This is a genomic window from Flavicella sediminum (assembly GCF_006381105.1).
Taxonomy (GTDB): domain Bacteria; phylum Bacteroidota; class Bacteroidia; order Flavobacteriales; family Flavobacteriaceae; genus Flavicella; species Flavicella sediminum.
On sequence record NZ_VDET01000018.1, the window covers coordinates 141651 to 158636 of the forward strand.

Genomic DNA, 16986 nt, shown 5'->3' on the forward strand with positions numbered 1-16986 from the left:
AAAGTTGCTACACAATGTGCCCTTGTATAAAAAATATGGTTTGCGTAAGCGGTATTATTCTTCTGTTTCTGCTAGCGATTTTGAGGGCTTGGAAGAAGAGGTGAATACCTACGATCTAAAAAATTCCAGAGAGGCTTTGGCCAGTTCTGAAAAATTTCAGCAATTGGATAAAAAAATACAACAAGAATTATTGTCATGGTCAGATGATGGTTATGTGGTTTTGAAAAATTATTTTTCTTCTGATGAGGTTGCTAGCTTTAATGAAAAGATAGACGAGCTGCTGGCCTCAAAAAAAGTGAAATTTGAAAATGGTAATAAAATTATGTTTGCCATTCATAAATCCAAATTGTTATTTCAAATTGGGGCACATAAAAAAATAATTTCCATTTTAGAAACCCTATTGGATAAAGAAGTGACCTTGTTTCAAAGTATCAATTTTTTAACAGGCAGCCAGCAAGGTGCACATTCCGATTCTATTAGCATGTCAACTTTTCCTAAAGGAAATTTAATTGCCATTTGGGTGGCATTGGAAGATATTGATGCAGAGAGTGGCCCCTTGTATTATTATAAGGGTTCTCATAAGTTGCCTTATTTTATGAATAAAGATTACGACAATGAAGGCAGTACCTTTTTCCTTGGAAATAAAGGTTACGATGCCTATTTAAAAAATATTCAAAATTTATTGGACGACAATAAATTAGAAAAAAAACATTTTCTGGCAAAAAAAGGAGATGTTTTGATTTGGCATGCCAATTTAGTGCATGGAGGAGAAAAAGTTTTAGATGACAATAAAACGAGAAAAAGTATGGTTTTTCATTATTATGCAAAGGATGCAGTTGCCTTTCATGAAATAACGCAAAGACCGACTTTAAAAGAAAATTTTGAAGGTTTATTTGACAGTATAAAAGAGTAAAATGCAAGAAGAAAACGAGCAAGAAAATAACGGTACCGAAGAGAAACAAGAAACGATTACGAAAGTAACCGGAATGTATAAAGAATGGTTTTTAGACTATGCTTCGTATGTGATATTGGAAAGAGCCGTTCCTGCTTTGGATGATGGTTTTAAACCGGTGCAACGTAGAATCATGCAGTCTATGAAAGATTTGGATGATGGACGTTACAATAAAGTAGCCAATTTGGTTGGTCATACCATGCAATACCATCCGCATGGTGACGCTTCTATTGCTGATGCCATGGTGCAATTGGGGCAAAAGGAATTGCTAATTGACATGCAAGGAAACTGGGGTAATATATTAACTGGTGACCGTGCGGCGGCTTCAAGATATATTGAAGCACGTTTGTCTAAATTTGGTTTGGAAGTGGTTTTCAATCCAAAAACCACACATTGGCAAGCTTCCTATGACGGTCGTAGAAAAGAACCAATTCATTTGCCTGTAAAATTTCCGTTGTTACTGGCACAAGGAGCAGAAGGAATTGCGGTTGGTTTGTCAACCAAAGTACTGCCACACAATTTTATTGAATTGATTGACGCTTCTGTAAAATATTTAAAAGGAAGAAGCTTTAAAATTGTTCCTGACTTTTTAACAGGTGGTATTGCCGATTTCACCAATTACAATGATGGTAAAAGAGGAGGGAAGGTTCGCGTTAGAGCGCGTATCAACCAGTTAGATAAAAAGACCTTGGCCATTCATGAAATTCCTTTTGGTACAACCACATCTTCTTTGATTGATTCGATTATTAAGGCAAACGACAAAGGGAAAATTAAAATTAAACGTATTGAAGACAATACAGCGGCAGAGGTTGAAATATTAATTCACCTACCACCCAATGTGTCTCCCGACAAGACAATTGATGCCTTGTATGCATTTACCAATTGTGAATCGTCCATTTCTCCGTTAAGTTGTGTTATTGAAAATCACAAACCTATATTTATTGGTGTTTCAGAATTGCTGAAAATTTCTACCGATCATACTGTTGAATTGTTAAAACGCGAGTTGGAAATTCAATTAGGTGAGCTGGAAGAACAATGGCATTTTGCTTCCTTGGAAAGAATATTTATTGAAAATAGAATTTACCGAGATATTGAAGAAGTGGCTACTTGGGATGGCGTTATAGAGGCTATTGATGCAGGATTAAAACCTTTTACCAAACATTTAAAACGTGCAGTCACTACAGAAGATATTCTTCGACTGACAGAAATACGAATTAAAAAGATTTCTAAATTTGATATTGACAAAGCCAATTTATTAATTGAAGCTTTGGAAGATAAAATTAGAGATGTCAAAGAAAAATTAGCCAACCTTATTGAATTTGCCATCGATTATTTTAAAAGATTAAAAGAAACCTATGGTAAGGACAAAGAAAGAAAAACAGAGATAAGAATTTTTGATGATATTGTGGCGACCAAAGTGGTGATGCGAAACACAAAGCTTTATGTAAATAGAGAGGAAGGTTTTGTAGGTACTTCTTTAAAACGCGATGAATATATAGCAGATTGTGCTGATATTGATGATGTGATTGTTTTTAGAAATGATGGTAGTTTAATGATTACGAAAGTCGCTTCTAAAACATTTGTTGGAAAAGATATCATTCATATTGCCGTCTTTAAAAAAGGAGATAAACGAACAGTTTATAATATGATGTACCGTGATGGGAAATCGGGGCCAAGTTATATGAAACGTTTTAATGTAACCGGAATTACCAGAGATAAGGTGTACGATTTAACCGTGGGTAATAAAGGATCTATGGTGCATTATTTTACAGCGAATCCTAATGGTGAGGCGGAAGTGGTTACCGTAAACTTAAGAGCGGTTGGTAGTGTTAAGAAATTGAAATGGGATATTGATTTTTCTGATTTACTTATTAAAGGTCGAGGCTCTAAAGGAAATTTAATCACGAAGTTTCCCATACGAAAAATTGAATTTAAGTCGGCAGGTGCTTCTACATTAAAACCAAGAAAAATTTGGTTTGACGATACCGTACAGCGATTAAATGTAGATGAAAGAGGAGAGTTGTTGGGGGAGTTTACAGCAGATGATATGTTGCTGATTGTTACCCAATCTGGAATGGCAAAAACCATCAAACCTGTTTTAAATTATCACTTTGAAACGGATATGATTGTTTTGGAAAAATGGGATCCAATGAAACCAATTTCTGCTATTTATTTTGAAGGCGAAAAGGCTCGTTATTTTGTAAAGCGTTTTATGATTGATCATCCAGAAAGAGAAGATCATTTTATTACCGAGCATCCAAAATCGCAATTAGAAATTGTGGCTACCGATTACAGACCCGTTGCTGAGGTTATTTTTTCTAAAAGAAGTTTAGAACCAATTACAGTCGACTTTGAAGAGTTTATTGCGGTAAAAGGAATCAAGGCTATCGGAAATCAGCTGACAACAGATAAAATTAAGCAAGTAAATTTTTTAGAAAGCAAGCCTTATGATGCTCCTGATGTAAATGACATTGAAGTCTCTGAAGAGGATGAATCTGAAAAAGAAGACGGTCAAGCGACTTTATTTTAAATTATGAAGAAGAATTTTAGCATCCTTTTACTTTTTTTTATGAGTACAATCTGTTTTGGACAATCTACTATACTTCCGCTTTGGGAAGGTGAAATTCCCAATTCTCAAAAGTCAGAGGAAAAAGAAGAATACCCGAAAAGAAATGTGTTTTTTATCAGTAAGGTGCAAGTCCCTACTTTAGAGGTTTTTTTACCCGCTAAGCAGTTGGCAACAGGACAAGCAGTGGTTATTTGTCCAGGAGGAGGTTATCATGGCGTGGCGTATCATTGGGAAGGTACCGATTTGGCAAAGTGGTTCAATTCTTTTGGTGTCGCGGCTTTTGTGTTAAAATATAGGATGCCAAACTCAGGATCTGTAAAAACTTCGTATGAAGCACCTTTACAAGATGCTCAACGAGCAATTAGAATGGTAAGAAGAAATGCGGAAAGTTATAAAATTGATCCAACAAAAATTGGCATCATGGGCTTTTCAGCAGGTGGTCATTTGGCTTCAACTTTAGGAACACAATTTGATAAAGTAAATAATTTTGAGGAGTCAGCTATAGATACCATTAGTGCAAGACCAGATTTTATGGTATTGTTGTATCCGGTGGTTACTATGAAATTGGATTTTACACATAAAGGTTCTAGAAACGCATTGTTAGGAGACAAACCTAGTTTAGATTTGGTAGAAGAATTTTCAAATGAATTACAAGTAAAAGAGAACACGCCGCCCACTTTTATTGTGCATGCTTCCGATGACAAGGCTGTTCCTGTAGAAAATAGCTTGCAGTTTTACAATGCACTTCGCGAAAAGAAAATTCCTGTTGAGCTGCATTTGTATCCAAAAGGCGGGCATGGTTTTGCATTGGCAAAAGGAAGAGGAAATGCAAATCTTGAAAAATGGCCTCTCTTATTAAAAGATTGGTTGCAAATTTTGAATTAAAGTGATAGAATTTTTCACCAAAACCTTTAGCGAATTAACCACTGATGAATTGTATGAATTATTACAAGTTCGTTCGGAAGTTTTTGTGATAGAACAAGAGTGCGTGTATCAAGATATTGATAGCAAGGATAAGAATGCATTGCATGTTTTAGGAATTTTGAATCATGAAATTGTGGCTTATGCAAGAATTTTTGACAAAGGTCACTATTTTGAAGAAGCAAGTATTGGAAGAGTGGTGGTTAAAAAAGAGCATCGAAAAGATACTTATGGTCATTTATTAATGGCCTATGCAATAGAGGCCGTTGAAAAATACTTTGAACAACAGCCTATAAAAATTTCTGCGCAAGCACATCTTGAAAAATTTTACAATACCCATGGGTTTGTTACCAAAGGAGCTTCCTATTTAGAAGATGGAATTCCGCATTTGGCAATGTACCGTGACTAATTAAAATCACAACGCAATCCGATAGAAATATTTCTTATTTCTGTCTCATTAAACAAAGGAGCTAAATCGTATTTGACATAAAGCCCTAAGGATTTATAAGCTATATAGCTGCTTAATCCGTAAGTGAAATTATTGGTGTTAAAATCTCCTTTTTGTTTTTCAGTAACTGCGTGGCCTGCTTCATTTTGGTATTTTAAATATTGTCGGGTTCCTAACTTTATTCCTGCATAGCCACCCAAACCTATTCTTAACGACTGGTGCGTTCTGTCTTTTTTAGTACCATCTTCATTTCTTTTATTTTCTGAAAAATCAAATTCTATATGAGCAGGGAAATTCAAATAGGTGTTTCGTAATTTTGATTTGGACAAATCGGAAGCGTGAGTTTGCAAATGGGTAAGATCTCCATTTTTTACTTGGTATGTATTGTCAACTGCACGAAGGTAATTCCAAACAAAAGAGGCTCCATATTTTAAATATACTTTTGAAGCATTTTTAGACAAACGGGTTTTATAAGTCCACCCTAATTCATAAAAATGAGATTTCCAGAAATTGTAATCTGAATGGTTTAACGAAATTATTTGATGGTCCTCAATAGTATTATTGATACCGTACGCAAAGATAAACTGTGAAGTGGTTCTTTTAGAATTTGCTTTTTCCGATTTGTATTTGAATTTTTTTCGAAAAATAATTTCGCCTTCTTCTTTGTCAACTTTTATAGATTCGGGTAGATTCGTTTCGCTCCTGTTTGAATCGGTAATGTTTTTAGCTACCTGTTTTTGTACCAATTCTTCCAATTCAATTTGTAGTTTTTCTACTTGTGTCTCAATTTTTTCAGCGTGCATTGTAGCGGCTGCTAGTTTTAGTGTTTTGGCTTCCGCGTTCGTAATTTCATTATTTTCTTCACGTTGTTGAATTTCCTTGATTTTATCTTTTAAAAATGATTTTTCTTTGAGAGTAATCCGCTCAATTTTTCTTGAAATTTCTTGTACTCGATCTTCAAAGTTTTCATTTTGTCCTTGGACTAATGCTATTGTAAATAAGCATAGGTATAGTATTGTTTTTTTCATGATTTTCTTGTTAAGTGATTTGAGTTGGAGAAACAATGGCCTTTTGGTTCTAGATTTTTATTTATTTCTTTCGTTAAAAGCAGTTGCAAAATGTTCAATATTGACTTTTAAAGATTTCATGAATTTTTCCTTAAAACTGCTGTTGTCAATGTCTTTTTCTATTTCTTGAAGCAAGGCTATAGGATCTAAATTTAAATTTCTTTTGAGCAGTTCTTTTTCAATAAGATTGCGTTTTTCGGTCTTGTTTAAGAGAGCTTCGTTTTCTAAGGCTATGGCCTCTAATAACAAATTGGGGTCAATTTTTATTTTACGATGACTTGTTTTTGTGGCTGCTAATTCTTTAGGTTCAGTAGCGGCTATAGAGGATGCAATAGCTGTTTTTACATCCGACTTATTTTCAACTTTTAAGGGAATTATAGTTTGTTTGGTAATTTTTTGTTTCTTCTTATTGTTGAAGGCAATGCTTGTTTCTTTTAGGTAAGAAGTTGTTGGTTCTTCGACTATTATTAAGGTTTCTACTTTAGGATGAACAATGGGGGCAGCTGTGGTTTTATCATTACCTACTAGTTGTTCCTCTAAATTATATACTGGTGTTGTAGTGCTTTGTTGTGAATAATAAATACTCAAACCAAGGATGAATAAAAAGCTTGCGGCATAACTTAAAAACACCCAAACTCGCTTTTTCTTTTTTGTTTCTTGGTGTTCGTCAAGTTGTGCACTCAATCGATTCCAAGAGGAACTGGAAGGCTGCAACTTTCTGTTTTTGAAAGCTTCTTTAAAAACGGTATCTGTATTATTTGTTTCCATTGGCTAAATCGTTCATTTTGACATAATGTTTCTGCAACCATTTTCTGGCTTTGAATAATTGAGACTTAGAAGTGCTTTCAGAAATCCCTAGTTGTTTGGCAATTTCAGCATGTTTATATCCTTCAATAGCATATAAATTGAAAACGAGTTTATAGCCTTCTGGTAGCTGATCTATCAATTTTTGCAATTCTTTTTCGCCGGTATTTTCAATATTCTCTATTTCTTGAATAGCAACAAGCATTGTATCTTCTGCAAAAATTATGGGATGGTGTTTTCTTATATACGAAATACAAGTATTGACCATGATTTTAAGAATCCAGCCTTCAAAACTCCCTTTGTTCTCAAAATTATTTAGGTGGGTAAAGACTTTTAGAAAACCACTTAGCATTAATTCTTCAGCATGGTGTACGTCTTTTACATATTGTCTACAAACCCCTAACATTTTAGGAGCATAGGTTTCATACAAGGTTTGCTGAGCAGCTCTATTCTGTTTTTTCGCCTCTTTTAAAAGTCGTTGCTCTTTGTTATGTATAGAAATTATTTTCAAGCTGTAGTTTTTGACATGGGTCTTCTATGTATATAGACGCTTAAAAAAGTAAAAAGGTTGCCTGAGGATAAACTTTTTTTTATTTATAATGAAGTTTGGCTAAGTCTAAGATTTCAAACAAGGTGTCTTTGTCTATATCCTGCTCTGGATGAATAGGAAAAATTTTGATCCTTGTTCTAGTTCCTTTGATCAATTTTGGATGCTCAATTAAATAACCACGATGAATTCCTATATAGGGTTCTTGGCTTTTCTTATCCTTCCACAAATAGCAAAAGGCCTTCTTTTTGTAATAAAAAAAGGGAAGTCCGTATTTTTTTAATTCACAAATATCGGTATCATACGACAATAAGAGTTGGCGTATGGCCAAAAGACAACTTTTTGTAGGTTCTTGTAATTTGTCGTAAAAGGCATCTAAGCTGTTCAATTCCATCTCATGAATTTAGAGCTTCTAAAATAAAGATTTTTTATTGAGCTACAGAACCTTTTTTCAAAGCTTTGTAGTTTTCATGACAATCTAAAATAGCTTCAACAACTTGTAAGTCACTTGCCGTTTTGATAAAATATTCAGAATAATTACAATCATCTAGCAGTTCATTCAACTCTTTGTCATTCATGTTTAAGTATTCTAACATGACTTCTCTGTCAAATTTATTTCCTAATATTTCTCTAAGATTGTCTTTTTCCTTTAGCTTTTTTAGTTTCTTTAAAGCTTTCGGTTTTTTTCCAAACATATTATATAGGAAGTCTACCGGATGGTACACAGCAGCAGTTACCGTATTCATACTTTTTGGAGTTCCTTTACCAACCTCATAAGTTTGTGCAATTCCGTTGATGTGAATTCTTGAATACTTATCTTTAGGGACCTGTTTTACATCAATTTCTAACACTCCAATTAAGTTGTGGGTTTTTACCACTACCTCACTAATTTCATTGGCTTTTTCATGAAGGGTAATAGACAGTTCATTCCCTTTCATTAAATCGTTTGTTATTTTTAGTTTGATCGATTGGTACCCAACATATGAAATCATTAAGGTATCATTTACAGCTGTTTTTATTTCAAATCGACCATCAAAATCTGTAGTGGCACCAACAACATCGTTTAGGTTTAAGATATGAGAACCCATTAATGGTTTTTTAGAAATACCATCTAATATTTGACCTTTTAAAGAAACGATTGTAGCTATTTCTTGCGATTGCACACTAGTACAAGCAAGGAAGCAGATCAGTAGAGAAAAAAACAGTTTTTGCATGCTGCAAGTATACTAATAAACCTTTAAATGGAAGTTAAAAATCTGTGAAAACAGATGATATTCCTTATTTATTTCGTGTTTTGCAATTTGAGTAAGTTGCAGCATTGTGTAGGTTACCATCAAATTTGACAATAACTTAAGGAAAAGGGAAGTGAGTTTTTGCTACAATTTTCTTCTTTATTTAGGAAGAGTATTCATTTCTCAAAATCTTCGTCACAAAATAAGCCGTAGATGTTAAAGAAAAAAAGATCCCCGTAAGAATGAAAAATTCAAGCACGTTAATTAGTTTGTTATCGTAAAGTGTTTCTTCCTTTAAAAGAAAAATAAATGAAGTTAGGACAATAGAGCCGAATGCAATTAGTAGCAAGCTTTTTTTAGTTTTCATAGCGGTGAATTTTTTTTAGCTTTTTCACCAACGAAAATACAAAAAAAAATAAATTCAAGTTCCTAATTGAACTTGTTTTTTAAGCTAAACCATGAAAGTGTAAATGTGCACACAAGAAGACTCGAACTTCCACGTCCTTTCGGACACGAGCCCCTCAAGCCCGCGCGTCTACCAATTCCGCCATGTGTGCGTAATAAAAACTACAAATAAAAAAAGCTTCTCTAATAAAAGAGAAGCTTTTTGTGACCGGGCTGGGGCTCGAACCCAGGACCCTCTCCTTAAAAGGGAGATGCTCTACCAACTGAGCTACCAGGTCATACAATCTCTGATTGCGAGTGCAAATATAGTATATATTTTCAGTTGACAAATTTTTTATTGCAATTTTTTAAGTCATATTTGTATTTTATTTATTTCGTTAAATTTTCTATTTATGAAGATCGTTTTTGTAGGGTATATGGCCAGTGGTAAATCAGCAGTTGCTAAAAGTTTAAAGTCGGCATTGAATGTTGAATTGATTGATTTGGATGCTTATATAGAAGAGAAAGAAGCACAGACCATTACCTCTATTTTTAAGAATAAGGGAGAAGTGTATTTCCGTCAGAAAGAATCCTTTTATTTAAAGGAATTGTTAGAAAGAAACGATGATTTTATTTTATCAGTAGGAGGTGGTACGCCATGCTTGACAGGAAACATGGAATTAATTAATAAGAAAGCGACTTCTATATATTTAAAAGCAGCAATTGATACAATCTACAATAGAATTATTCATGAGAAGGCTAACAGACCTTTGGTAGCGAATATTGCAGATGAAAATTTAAAAGAATTTATAGCCAAACATCTTTTTGAACGCGCTCTATTTTATGAGCAAGCTCAATTAATCGTTTCTGTAAATGACAAATCTATTGAAGAAATTTCAAAAGAAATTGTTGAGAAATTAGCTTAGCAAAGATAGGCTACGGAAGAGTCTTCTGTAAACTCAACTCTGATGTGTTCTAAAATAGAAGTAGACATTGATATTCCTTTGAAATCAGCTTTTACAGGATATTTTTTGTGGTTTCTATTCACCAATACTACTGTTTTAAATCTTTTTAAAGGAACTTCTAAAAAATGCTTTACACCATAAATTAAGGTAGTGCCCGAATTTAAGACATCATCTACTAATACCAAGGATTGGTCGGTGTACTCTGCTGCAGGAATTGAAGTGCTAATTGTATCTAAAGGATTTTTTTTGTTGATGTTTACTTCACATAATACAACTTTCAAATCACAAATTTGTTCGATAACTTTTTTTAAACGCTCGGCAAATATAATTCCGTTTCCACATATACCTGCTAAAATTACTTTTGATTCATTGGTGTTGCTTTCTAATATTTGGTAAGCAATCCTTTTTGTTTTATGAATAATTTGTTCGTTGGTTAGGATGATAGAATCCGTCATAGTAGGTTTTTTAAAGATACTTCAAATATAAAAACATCTGTTGAATTCGTCTTGATAATTTTAAGATATTTCAAAGGTGGATTATTCCTCGGAATCGTCTGTTATATACTCGTCAATATCTCTTCTGTCCTTTTTAGTCGGTCGCCCAACACCTTTTTTACGATAATAGTCTTTAGAGTATTTTAGGAGTTCTAAAGCTTCAAATTGTTCTTTGGGAGTGGTGTCTTTTCTATACAAATCAACAAGCTTGGCGCCAACTCTACTTTTGGGAATGTCAAGAATTTCTAATTCATAGTTAATTTGATTTTTTCTTACCAATAATTTTTCACCAACATACACATCTTTAGAAGGTTTTAGGTTGGTACCATTTATCTTTACATGTCCTTTTTTACAGGCCTCTGTCGCAATAGATCTGGTTTTATAATAACGGACTGTCCATAGGTATTTGTCTACTCTCATAAGAAAAGTTAAATTATAGAGAAACTCTTTTAACAAAGATAGGAAAATTGTACATTGCGAAGCGAAAAAATACCGTGTACTCTATTGTAAAAGCCGTGTTTTTTCTTACACACTAATTAAAATATTCTTATGAATTTAATAAAAAACTTTTGTCAACTGCTGCTTATAGCAGTTTTAATTATTTCATGTGATACTGGAAGTACGCTTGCAGTAGATAATTTTGATCATGAAGGGCAAATTACAATTGACAATGATTCGTTGGTTGGTTATTTAAAAACACATTATTACAACACAAATGATGACGCAATATTGACCATTGGTGATGGTGGAGAAGCAGATTTGCCATTGGCAGATCAAAAAGCAATTTGGGATGTAAACTTAGCGGATGATAATTTAGTGTTAGAACACATGACTGGGATTGAGGTTGCTGATGTAGATGGAGAATATAGTATGTATACCTTAATGATAAACGAAGGTGATGATGAGAACGAAGCAGGTACTCCTAGTTTGTTAGATTCTGTTTATTATAAATATGAAGGAATGTTGTTGGACGGAACTGTTTTTGATGCAAGTGGAAATTTTCCAAGCTGGTCGCCTGTTTCTTCATTTGTTCAAGGTTTTTCTTATGGTTTGACAAAATTTAAGGGAGGTACAAAATTCACCAATCCGGATAGAACATTTGGTCATACAGGCTATAGTACTGGTTATATCTTTTTTCCTTCTGGTTTAGGATATAGAAATTCTGCTACAGGATTAATAACGGCTAGTTCTCCTTTGGTGTTTAAAATTGAAGTACATGAGGTAAATTTATCTGATGATGATGCCGATGGAATTCCGACCAAATATGAAATTTTGAACAATGACAACGGAACGGTAGAGGTAATAGATACAGATAAGGATGGGTATAATGATTATTTGGACATAGATGATGATGGTGATAAAATATTAACCATTGATGAGGTAGATGTTGATCCAAAAGATGGTGTGGTATCTAGATCTGAATTACAAACTTACTTTGAAGCAACGTATCCAGATAGAGAATTCAAATAGGAAAGTCTCTTGTAAAAAATAAAACCTCTTGTAGCCATTTGTTATAAGAGGTTTTTTTATGCCTTCTAATGAAATTGTTGTATAGGCTTAGGAGATACGATAAGAAAGGAATGATCCTGTTTGTTCGAGATTCCAAAGCCCTTTAGTTAGGTGAAACAGATTTTGTTATTAGGTAATGGGTGTGTATAAGACCTATAGTATTTCTTGTTATTATAGAGCTTGTATTGTTACGAAGATTATTTAAAACTTCGTTAAAGAGCAAAAAAAAGACCATCTAATAGATGGTCTTGATTTATAAGTAAGAATGATTTAATAATTTATTTTACTTTATCAACGATAGCCTTAAAAGCTTCAGGATTGTTCATAGCTAAATCAGCTAAAACCTTACGGTTTAAGTCGATGTTGTTCGCTTTCACTTTCCCCATAAATTGAGAGTAAGATAATCCATGTTGACGAGCTCCAGCGTTGATACGTTGAATCCATAAACCACGGAAGTTTCTTTTGTTGTTTTTACGGTCACGATAAGCATATGTCATCGCTTTTTCTACCGCATTTTTTGCTACTGTGTAAACGTTTTTACGACGTCCGAAGTAACCTTTTGCAGCCTTCAAGATTTTTTTTCTTCTTTTTCTTGAGGCTACTGAATTTACTGATCTTGGCATAATTTCAATGTTTTTTTGTAGTAAGGCGACAAATTAATGTTCTTAAATTAGCCCACTCCAAGGTTAATAATAATAATTACCTAATTGACTTAAAGTATTATTTTAAGTTCAATTGTTGTTTAATGTTAGCCTCATCTGCTTTGTGTACCAAACCATCATGAGTTAACTTTAATTTACGCTTTTTAGATTTTTTTGTCAAAATATGACTCTTAAAAGCGTGCTTTCTCTTTAATTTTCCAGAACCAGTAACTTTAAATCGTTTCTTAGCACTAGACTTTGTTTTTAATTTAGGCATCTCTCTCCTTTGTTTAATTTATTCTTACTTACTATTTTATAAGCTATCAGTTATAAGTAACCTAAGCTTTGTAGATTATTGAACTTTTAAAAGAATTATTTCTTTTTAGGGGCAATAAACATAATCATTCTCTTACCTTCTAATCGAGGCATTTGCTCTACTTTACCATATTCTTCAAGTTCTTGGGCTAATCTTAATAATAAAATTTGACCTTGATCTTTAAATATAATAGAACGTCCTTTAAAGAATACAAAAGTTTTAAGTTTTGCTCCTTCCTTTAAAAACTTGATTGCGTGTTTCTTTTTAAACTCGTAATCATGTTCATCGGTTTGCGGACCAAATCTGATTTCTTTTACAATAACTTTTGTAGCTTTAGACTTCAAAGCTTTTTCTCGCTTTTTTTGCTCGTACAAAAACTTTTTGTAATCAATCACTTTACAAACTGGTGGAACCGCTTTAGGGGATATCTCAACTAAATCCAATTCTTGCTCTTTGGCAATATCCATTGCTTTTCTAATTGGGTATACCCCAACTTCAATGTTATCACCTACCAATCTTACTTCCTCAACGTCTCTAATTCGACTGTTAATTCTGTGTTGGTCTTCGTTTTGTACTCTCCAGGGTTTTCTTGGAGCTCTGTTTCTACGTATTGCTATGACTTCAAAATTTAAACTTGTTAAAACAAGCGTTATTTAAAATTGTACTAATGTACTGTTTACTTCTTTTTGTATCAATTGAATAAATTCTTCAATTGTAAATGTTCCTATATCTCCTTCTCCGTGTTTTCTTACAGAAACAGTTCCTTCGTTCTCTTCTTTTTCCCCTACAATAATCATGTATGGAATCTTACTCATTTCTGCATCTCTAATCTTTCTACCAGTTTTTTCACTTCTAGAATCAATCAGGGCGCGAATTTCGGAATTTTCTAGCAATTCTGAAACTTTTTGAGCATATTTCTGATATTTATCACTGATAGGCAATAAGATAACTTGTTCTGGCATCAACCAAAGTGGGAAATTACCTCCTGTATGTTCTAATAATACCGCAATAAAACGTTCCATAGAACCAAAGGGTGCACGGTGAATCATTACGGGTCTGTGTTCTGAATTATCTGATCCTTTGTAGGTTAAGTTAAAACGTTCTGGTAAATTGTAATCCACTTGGATGGTTCCTAGTTGCCAACTTCTTCCCAAAGCATCTTTTACCATAAAATCTAACTTAGGTCCGTAAAAAGCAGCTTCACCTGTTTCCACTACATAATCTAAACCTTTTTCTTTGGCCGCATTTAAAATTGCATTCTCTGCTTTGTCCCAGTTTTCATCTGAACCAATATATTTCTCCGGATTTTCAGGGTCTCTTAAAGAAACTTGCGCTGTAAAATCTTCAAAACCTAAAGCTTTAAAAACATACAATACCAAATCAATTACATCTTTAAATTCTTGATCTAATTGATCAGGTGTACAAAAAATATGTGCATCGTCTTGTGTAAAACAACGAACACGCGTCATTCCGTGTAATTCACCACTTTGTTCGTAACGGTACACCGTTCCAAACTCTGCATAACGCTTAGGTAATTCTTTATAAGACCAAGGTTTGTAATTGTAAATTTCACAATGGTGTGGACAGTTCATTGGTTTTAACAAGAACTCTTCATCCATTTTTGGAGTTTTGATAGGTTGAAAACTATCTTCTCCATATTTTTCATAATGTCCAGAAGTTACATACAGTTCTTTCTGTCCAATATGCGGTGTCATCACCATTTCGTAACCCGCTTTCTTTTGTGCTTTCTTTAAAAAGTCTTCTAAACGACTTCTTAAGGCAGCTCCTTTTGGCAACCATAAAGGCAATCCTTGTCCTACTTTTGATGAAAAAGTAAACAATTCTAATTCTTTACCAAGTTTGCGGTGGTCACGTTGTTTCGCTAATTCTAACAATTCTAAATATTCCTTAAGCAATTTTGCTTTTGGAAATGAAATTCCATAAATACGTGTTAACTGAGGTTTGTTTTCATCACCTCTCCAATACGCTCCGGCAGCACTCATCACTTTTACAGCTTTAATGATACCTGTGTTAGGAATATGTCCACCACGACATAAATCTGTAAAGTCGTCATGATCACAGAAAGTGATTTCTCCGTCAGTTAAATTTTCAATCAATTCAACTTTAAAAGGATTGTTTTCTTCTTTGTATTTAGCCAAAGCATCTGCTTTAGAAACTTCACGCAAAGTAAATTCGTGTTTACCTCTTGCTAATTCTAAAAATTTTTGTTCAATTTTCACAAAGTCATTTTCAGAAACCTTGTGGTCTCCAAAATCGATATCGTAGTAAAATCCATTATCAATGGCAGGTCCAATCGTTAATTTAACACCGGGATAAATTTTTTGAATAGCTTGTGCTAAAACGTGAGCGGATGAATGCCAAAATGCTTTTTTACCTTCGGCTTGTTCAAACGTATATAAGGTTAAGTTACCATCTGTGGTTAAAGGGGTTTTGGTTTCAACAGTAGTTCCGTTAAAATTAGCAGAAATTACATTTCTTGCCAAGCCATGGCTTATGCTCATCGCCACATCCATTGGAGTACTATTTTTTTCGTACTCTCTTACACTTCCATCAGGTAAAGTAATATTAATCATGAATCTATTTTTAAGAAAGCAAAGATATTAGAAAACTATGGCTTAACAAACAAAATTTCTAATATAAATGCATCTTAATTTTCGCTGCTTTTCCAAGATAAAAATCAGGCCAGTACCTTTATAAAATACTTAGAAATACTATCTTTACAGCTAGATAAATTATAGAATGGAATTAAACTTAAAAAAACCAGTTGTATTTTTCGATTTAGAAACAACGGGTATTAATATTGCTAAAGATAGAATTGTTGAAATATCTATTTTAAAAGTGATGCCAAATGGCAATAAAGAAAGTAAAACATGGTTGGTCAATCCCGAAATGGCTATTCCAAAAGAGTCGTCTGATATTCATGGAATTACCAATGAGCGAGTAGCTAATGAACCTACGTTTAAAGAATTAGCACCTGCCGTTAACACGATGATTAAAGGTTGCGATTTGGCAGGCTTCAATTCCAATCGTTTTGATATTCCTTTATTGGCTGAAGAAATGCTGCGTGTAGGATTGGATTTTGATATGAAGAATCGAGTAGCCATTGATGTGCAAGTAATTTTTCATAAAAAAGAACAAAGAACTTTAAGTGCAGGTTATAAGTTTTATTGCGACAAAGATTTAGAAAATGCACATTCAGCGGAAGCAGATACTTTAGCGACTTATGAAATTTTATTGGCACAGTTGGATAAATATGAAGACCTAGAAAATGACGTAAAAAGTTTAAGTGAATTTTCTTCACATAATAAAAGAGCCGATTTTGCTGGTTTTTTAATGTTTGACGATGAGGAAAATGAAATATTTACGTTTGGAAAATACAAAGGCAGAAAAGTATTGGATGTTTTGGCTGAAAACCCAGGATATTATGCTTGGATTCAAAATGCCGATTTTCCATTGTATACAAAAAAAGTGCTGACGCAAATAAAATTGCGAAGCATGAACACAAAATTATAAAAATTTACAATAAGTCGGTGGAAGTATTTGAGAATACCATGGACTTTGATTTTTTAATCCGTACACTGAGCTTGTTGACGTGTATTTAAATAAAATAATATGTTAGTAGATTATAATAGCTTGCCAGATTCGTCTAGAGTTTGGGTATACCAAGCAGATAGAAGTTTTTCTGAAGAAGAAATAAAAGAAATCGAAATTCAGGCCGGTGAGTTTATCAATGCTTGGACAAGACATGGTGACGATTTAAAAGGAGGTTTTACTATCAAATACAAACAATTTATCATTTTGGCTGTGGATGAATCTTTTGCACAGGCTTCTGGCTGTTCTATAGATTCTTCAGTTCGTTTTGTAAAAAGTGTTGAGGATGCATTGTCGGTAGATTTGATGAATAAATTAAATGTCACTTTTAAAGATGGTGCGACTATTAATTTGGTGAGTTTGAGTGATTTTCAAAATTTTGCTAAAGAAGGAAAAATTACTGCAGATACCATTGTTTTTAACAATATGGTGCAAACCAAAAAAGAAGTGGAAACAAAATGGGAAGTTCCTGCAAGTGAAAGCTGGCATGCACGATTTGTTTAAATTGTAATGAACCTTTAGCTT

The 16986-nt window shown here is 33.5% G+C and carries 19 protein-coding genes and 2 tRNA genes; 8 read left to right on the forward strand and 13 right to left on the reverse strand.

The features are described from left to right. The first annotated feature begins 22 nt into the window (after window positions 1-22). Genes FGM02_RS15355 through FGM02_RS15370 form a run of 4 tightly spaced genes read left to right on the forward strand, consistent with a single transcriptional unit; the run spans window position 23 to window position 4851 of the window. Window positions 23-913, forward strand: a complete 891-nt coding sequence (locus tag FGM02_RS15355; RefSeq protein ID WP_166461199.1) for a phytanoyl-CoA dioxygenase family protein — start codon at window positions 23-25, stop codon at window positions 911-913. Window position 914: 1 nt separating this feature from the next. Next, window positions 915-3482 carry a DNA gyrase/topoisomerase IV subunit A gene (locus FGM02_RS15360; protein ID WP_139959380.1) on the forward strand — a complete coding sequence of 856 codons (2568 nt, stop codon included), beginning with the start codon at window positions 915-917 and terminating at the stop codon, window positions 3480-3482. 39 nt (window positions 3483-3521) lie between these two features. Continuing rightward, window positions 3522-4406, forward strand: a complete 885-nt coding sequence (locus FGM02_RS15365) for an alpha/beta hydrolase (RefSeq protein WP_243739423.1) — start codon at window positions 3522-3524, stop codon at window positions 4404-4406. A gap of 1 nt (window position 4407) precedes the next feature. After that, window positions 4408-4851 carry a GNAT family N-acetyltransferase gene (locus tag FGM02_RS15370; RefSeq protein WP_317133625.1) on the forward strand — a complete coding sequence of 148 codons (444 nt, stop codon included), beginning with the start codon at window positions 4408-4410 and terminating at the stop codon, window positions 4849-4851. Here FGM02_RS15370 and FGM02_RS15375 read toward each other — a convergent pair. From FGM02_RS15375 to FGM02_RS15405, 7 genes are all read right to left on the reverse strand, one after another. Beyond that, window positions 4848-5918: a hypothetical protein gene (locus tag FGM02_RS15375; RefSeq protein WP_139959382.1), complete on the reverse strand. Its 1071-nt coding sequence runs from the start codon at window positions 5916-5918 to the stop codon at window positions 4848-4850. The two genes, FGM02_RS15370 and FGM02_RS15375, sit on opposite strands and share 4 nt — an antisense overlap. Before the next feature lie 57 nt (window positions 5919-5975). Then, window positions 5976-6725 (reverse strand): DUF3379 domain-containing protein, encoded by a 750-nt coding sequence (locus FGM02_RS15380; RefSeq protein ID WP_139959383.1) that lies wholly within the window; start codon window positions 6723-6725, stop codon window positions 5976-5978. Beyond that, complete coding sequence (locus tag FGM02_RS15385) at window positions 6712-7272, reverse strand: RNA polymerase sigma factor (RefSeq protein ID WP_139959384.1); 561 nt, start codon at window positions 7270-7272, stop codon at window positions 6712-6714. The genes FGM02_RS15380 and FGM02_RS15385 overlap by 14 nt, the downstream gene beginning before the upstream one ends. Before the next feature lie 79 nt (window positions 7273-7351). Then, window positions 7352-7702: a DUF1801 domain-containing protein gene (locus FGM02_RS15390; RefSeq protein ID WP_139959385.1), complete on the reverse strand. Its 351-nt coding sequence runs from the start codon at window positions 7700-7702 to the stop codon at window positions 7352-7354. Between the two features lie 34 nt (window positions 7703-7736). After that, on the reverse strand, window positions 7737-8522 hold the full coding sequence (locus FGM02_RS15395) for a carboxypeptidase-like regulatory domain-containing protein (protein WP_139959386.1): 786 nt from the start codon (window positions 8520-8522) through the stop codon (window positions 7737-7739). Window positions 8523-9013: 491 nt separating this feature from the next. Continuing rightward, window positions 9014-9097: transfer RNA gene (locus tag FGM02_RS15400), tRNA-Leu, on the reverse strand. Window positions 9098-9150: 53 nt separating this feature from the next. Beyond that, window positions 9151-9223 (reverse strand) — tRNA-Lys (locus tag FGM02_RS15405). Between the two features lie 114 nt (window positions 9224-9337). On the opposite strand from FGM02_RS15405, the gene FGM02_RS15410 reads away from it, so the two are divergent. After that, the gene (locus tag FGM02_RS15410) at window positions 9338-9850 is read left to right on the forward strand and encodes a shikimate kinase (RefSeq protein ID WP_139959387.1); all 513 of its coding nucleotides are present in this window, start codon (window positions 9338-9340) and stop codon (window positions 9848-9850) included. On the opposite strand, the gene FGM02_RS15415 is transcribed toward FGM02_RS15410, so the two are convergent. Together FGM02_RS15415 and FGM02_RS15420 are read right to left on the reverse strand one after the other, a co-directional pair. Then, on the reverse strand, window positions 9847-10344 hold the full coding sequence (locus FGM02_RS15415; RefSeq protein ID WP_139959388.1) for a phosphoribosyltransferase family protein: 498 nt from the start codon (window positions 10342-10344) through the stop codon (window positions 9847-9849). The genes FGM02_RS15410 and FGM02_RS15415 overlap by 4 nt on opposite strands. Before the next feature lie 81 nt (window positions 10345-10425). Then, entirely contained in the window at window positions 10426-10803 is a 378-nt protein-coding gene (locus tag FGM02_RS15420) for an RNA-binding S4 domain-containing protein (RefSeq protein ID WP_139959389.1), read from the reverse strand. A 129-nt stretch (window positions 10804-10932) separates the two neighbouring features. Here FGM02_RS15420 and FGM02_RS15425 point away from each other — a divergent pair, with 129 nt between their 5' ends. After that, window positions 10933-11853, forward strand: a complete 921-nt coding sequence (locus FGM02_RS15425) for an FKBP-type peptidyl-prolyl cis-trans isomerase (protein ID WP_139959390.1) — start codon at window positions 10933-10935, stop codon at window positions 11851-11853. Window positions 11854-12170: 317 nt separating this feature from the next. Here the strand turns inward: FGM02_RS15425 and rplT are convergent, their stop codons facing one another. The 4 genes from rplT to thrS all read right to left on the reverse strand — a co-directional run bounded on the left by rplT (window position 12171) and on the right by thrS (window position 15443). Then, the gene (rplT, locus tag FGM02_RS15430) at window positions 12171-12515 is read right to left on the reverse strand and encodes a 50S ribosomal protein L20 (RefSeq protein WP_139959391.1); all 345 of its coding nucleotides are present in this window, start codon (window positions 12513-12515) and stop codon (window positions 12171-12173) included. A 97-nt stretch (window positions 12516-12612) separates the two neighbouring features. Then, window positions 12613-12810: a 50S ribosomal protein L35 gene (gene rpmI / locus FGM02_RS15435; protein ID WP_139959392.1), complete on the reverse strand. Its 198-nt coding sequence runs from the start codon at window positions 12808-12810 to the stop codon at window positions 12613-12615. A gap of 95 nt (window positions 12811-12905) precedes the next feature. After that, the gene (infC, locus tag FGM02_RS15440) at window positions 12906-13460 is read right to left on the reverse strand and encodes a translation initiation factor IF-3 (RefSeq protein ID WP_262711129.1); all 555 of its coding nucleotides are present in this window, start codon (window positions 13458-13460) and stop codon (window positions 12906-12908) included. Window positions 13461-13502: 42 nt separating this feature from the next. After that, window positions 13503-15443 carry a threonine--tRNA ligase gene (thrS, locus tag FGM02_RS15445; RefSeq protein WP_139959394.1) on the reverse strand — a complete coding sequence of 647 codons (1941 nt, stop codon included), beginning with the start codon at window positions 15441-15443 and terminating at the stop codon, window positions 13503-13505. A 166-nt stretch (window positions 15444-15609) separates the two neighbouring features. Here thrS and FGM02_RS15450 point away from each other — a divergent pair, with 166 nt between their 5' ends. Both FGM02_RS15450 and FGM02_RS15455 read left to right on the forward strand, forming a co-directional pair. Then, window positions 15610-16383, forward strand: coding sequence for a 3'-5' exonuclease (locus FGM02_RS15450; protein ID WP_139959395.1), 774 nt, complete (start codon window positions 15610-15612; stop codon window positions 16381-16383). A 99-nt stretch (window positions 16384-16482) separates the two neighbouring features. Continuing rightward, entirely contained in the window at window positions 16483-16965 is a 483-nt protein-coding gene (locus FGM02_RS15455; RefSeq protein ID WP_139959396.1) for an ABC transporter ATPase, read from the forward strand. Window positions 16966-16986: the final 21 nt, after the last annotated feature.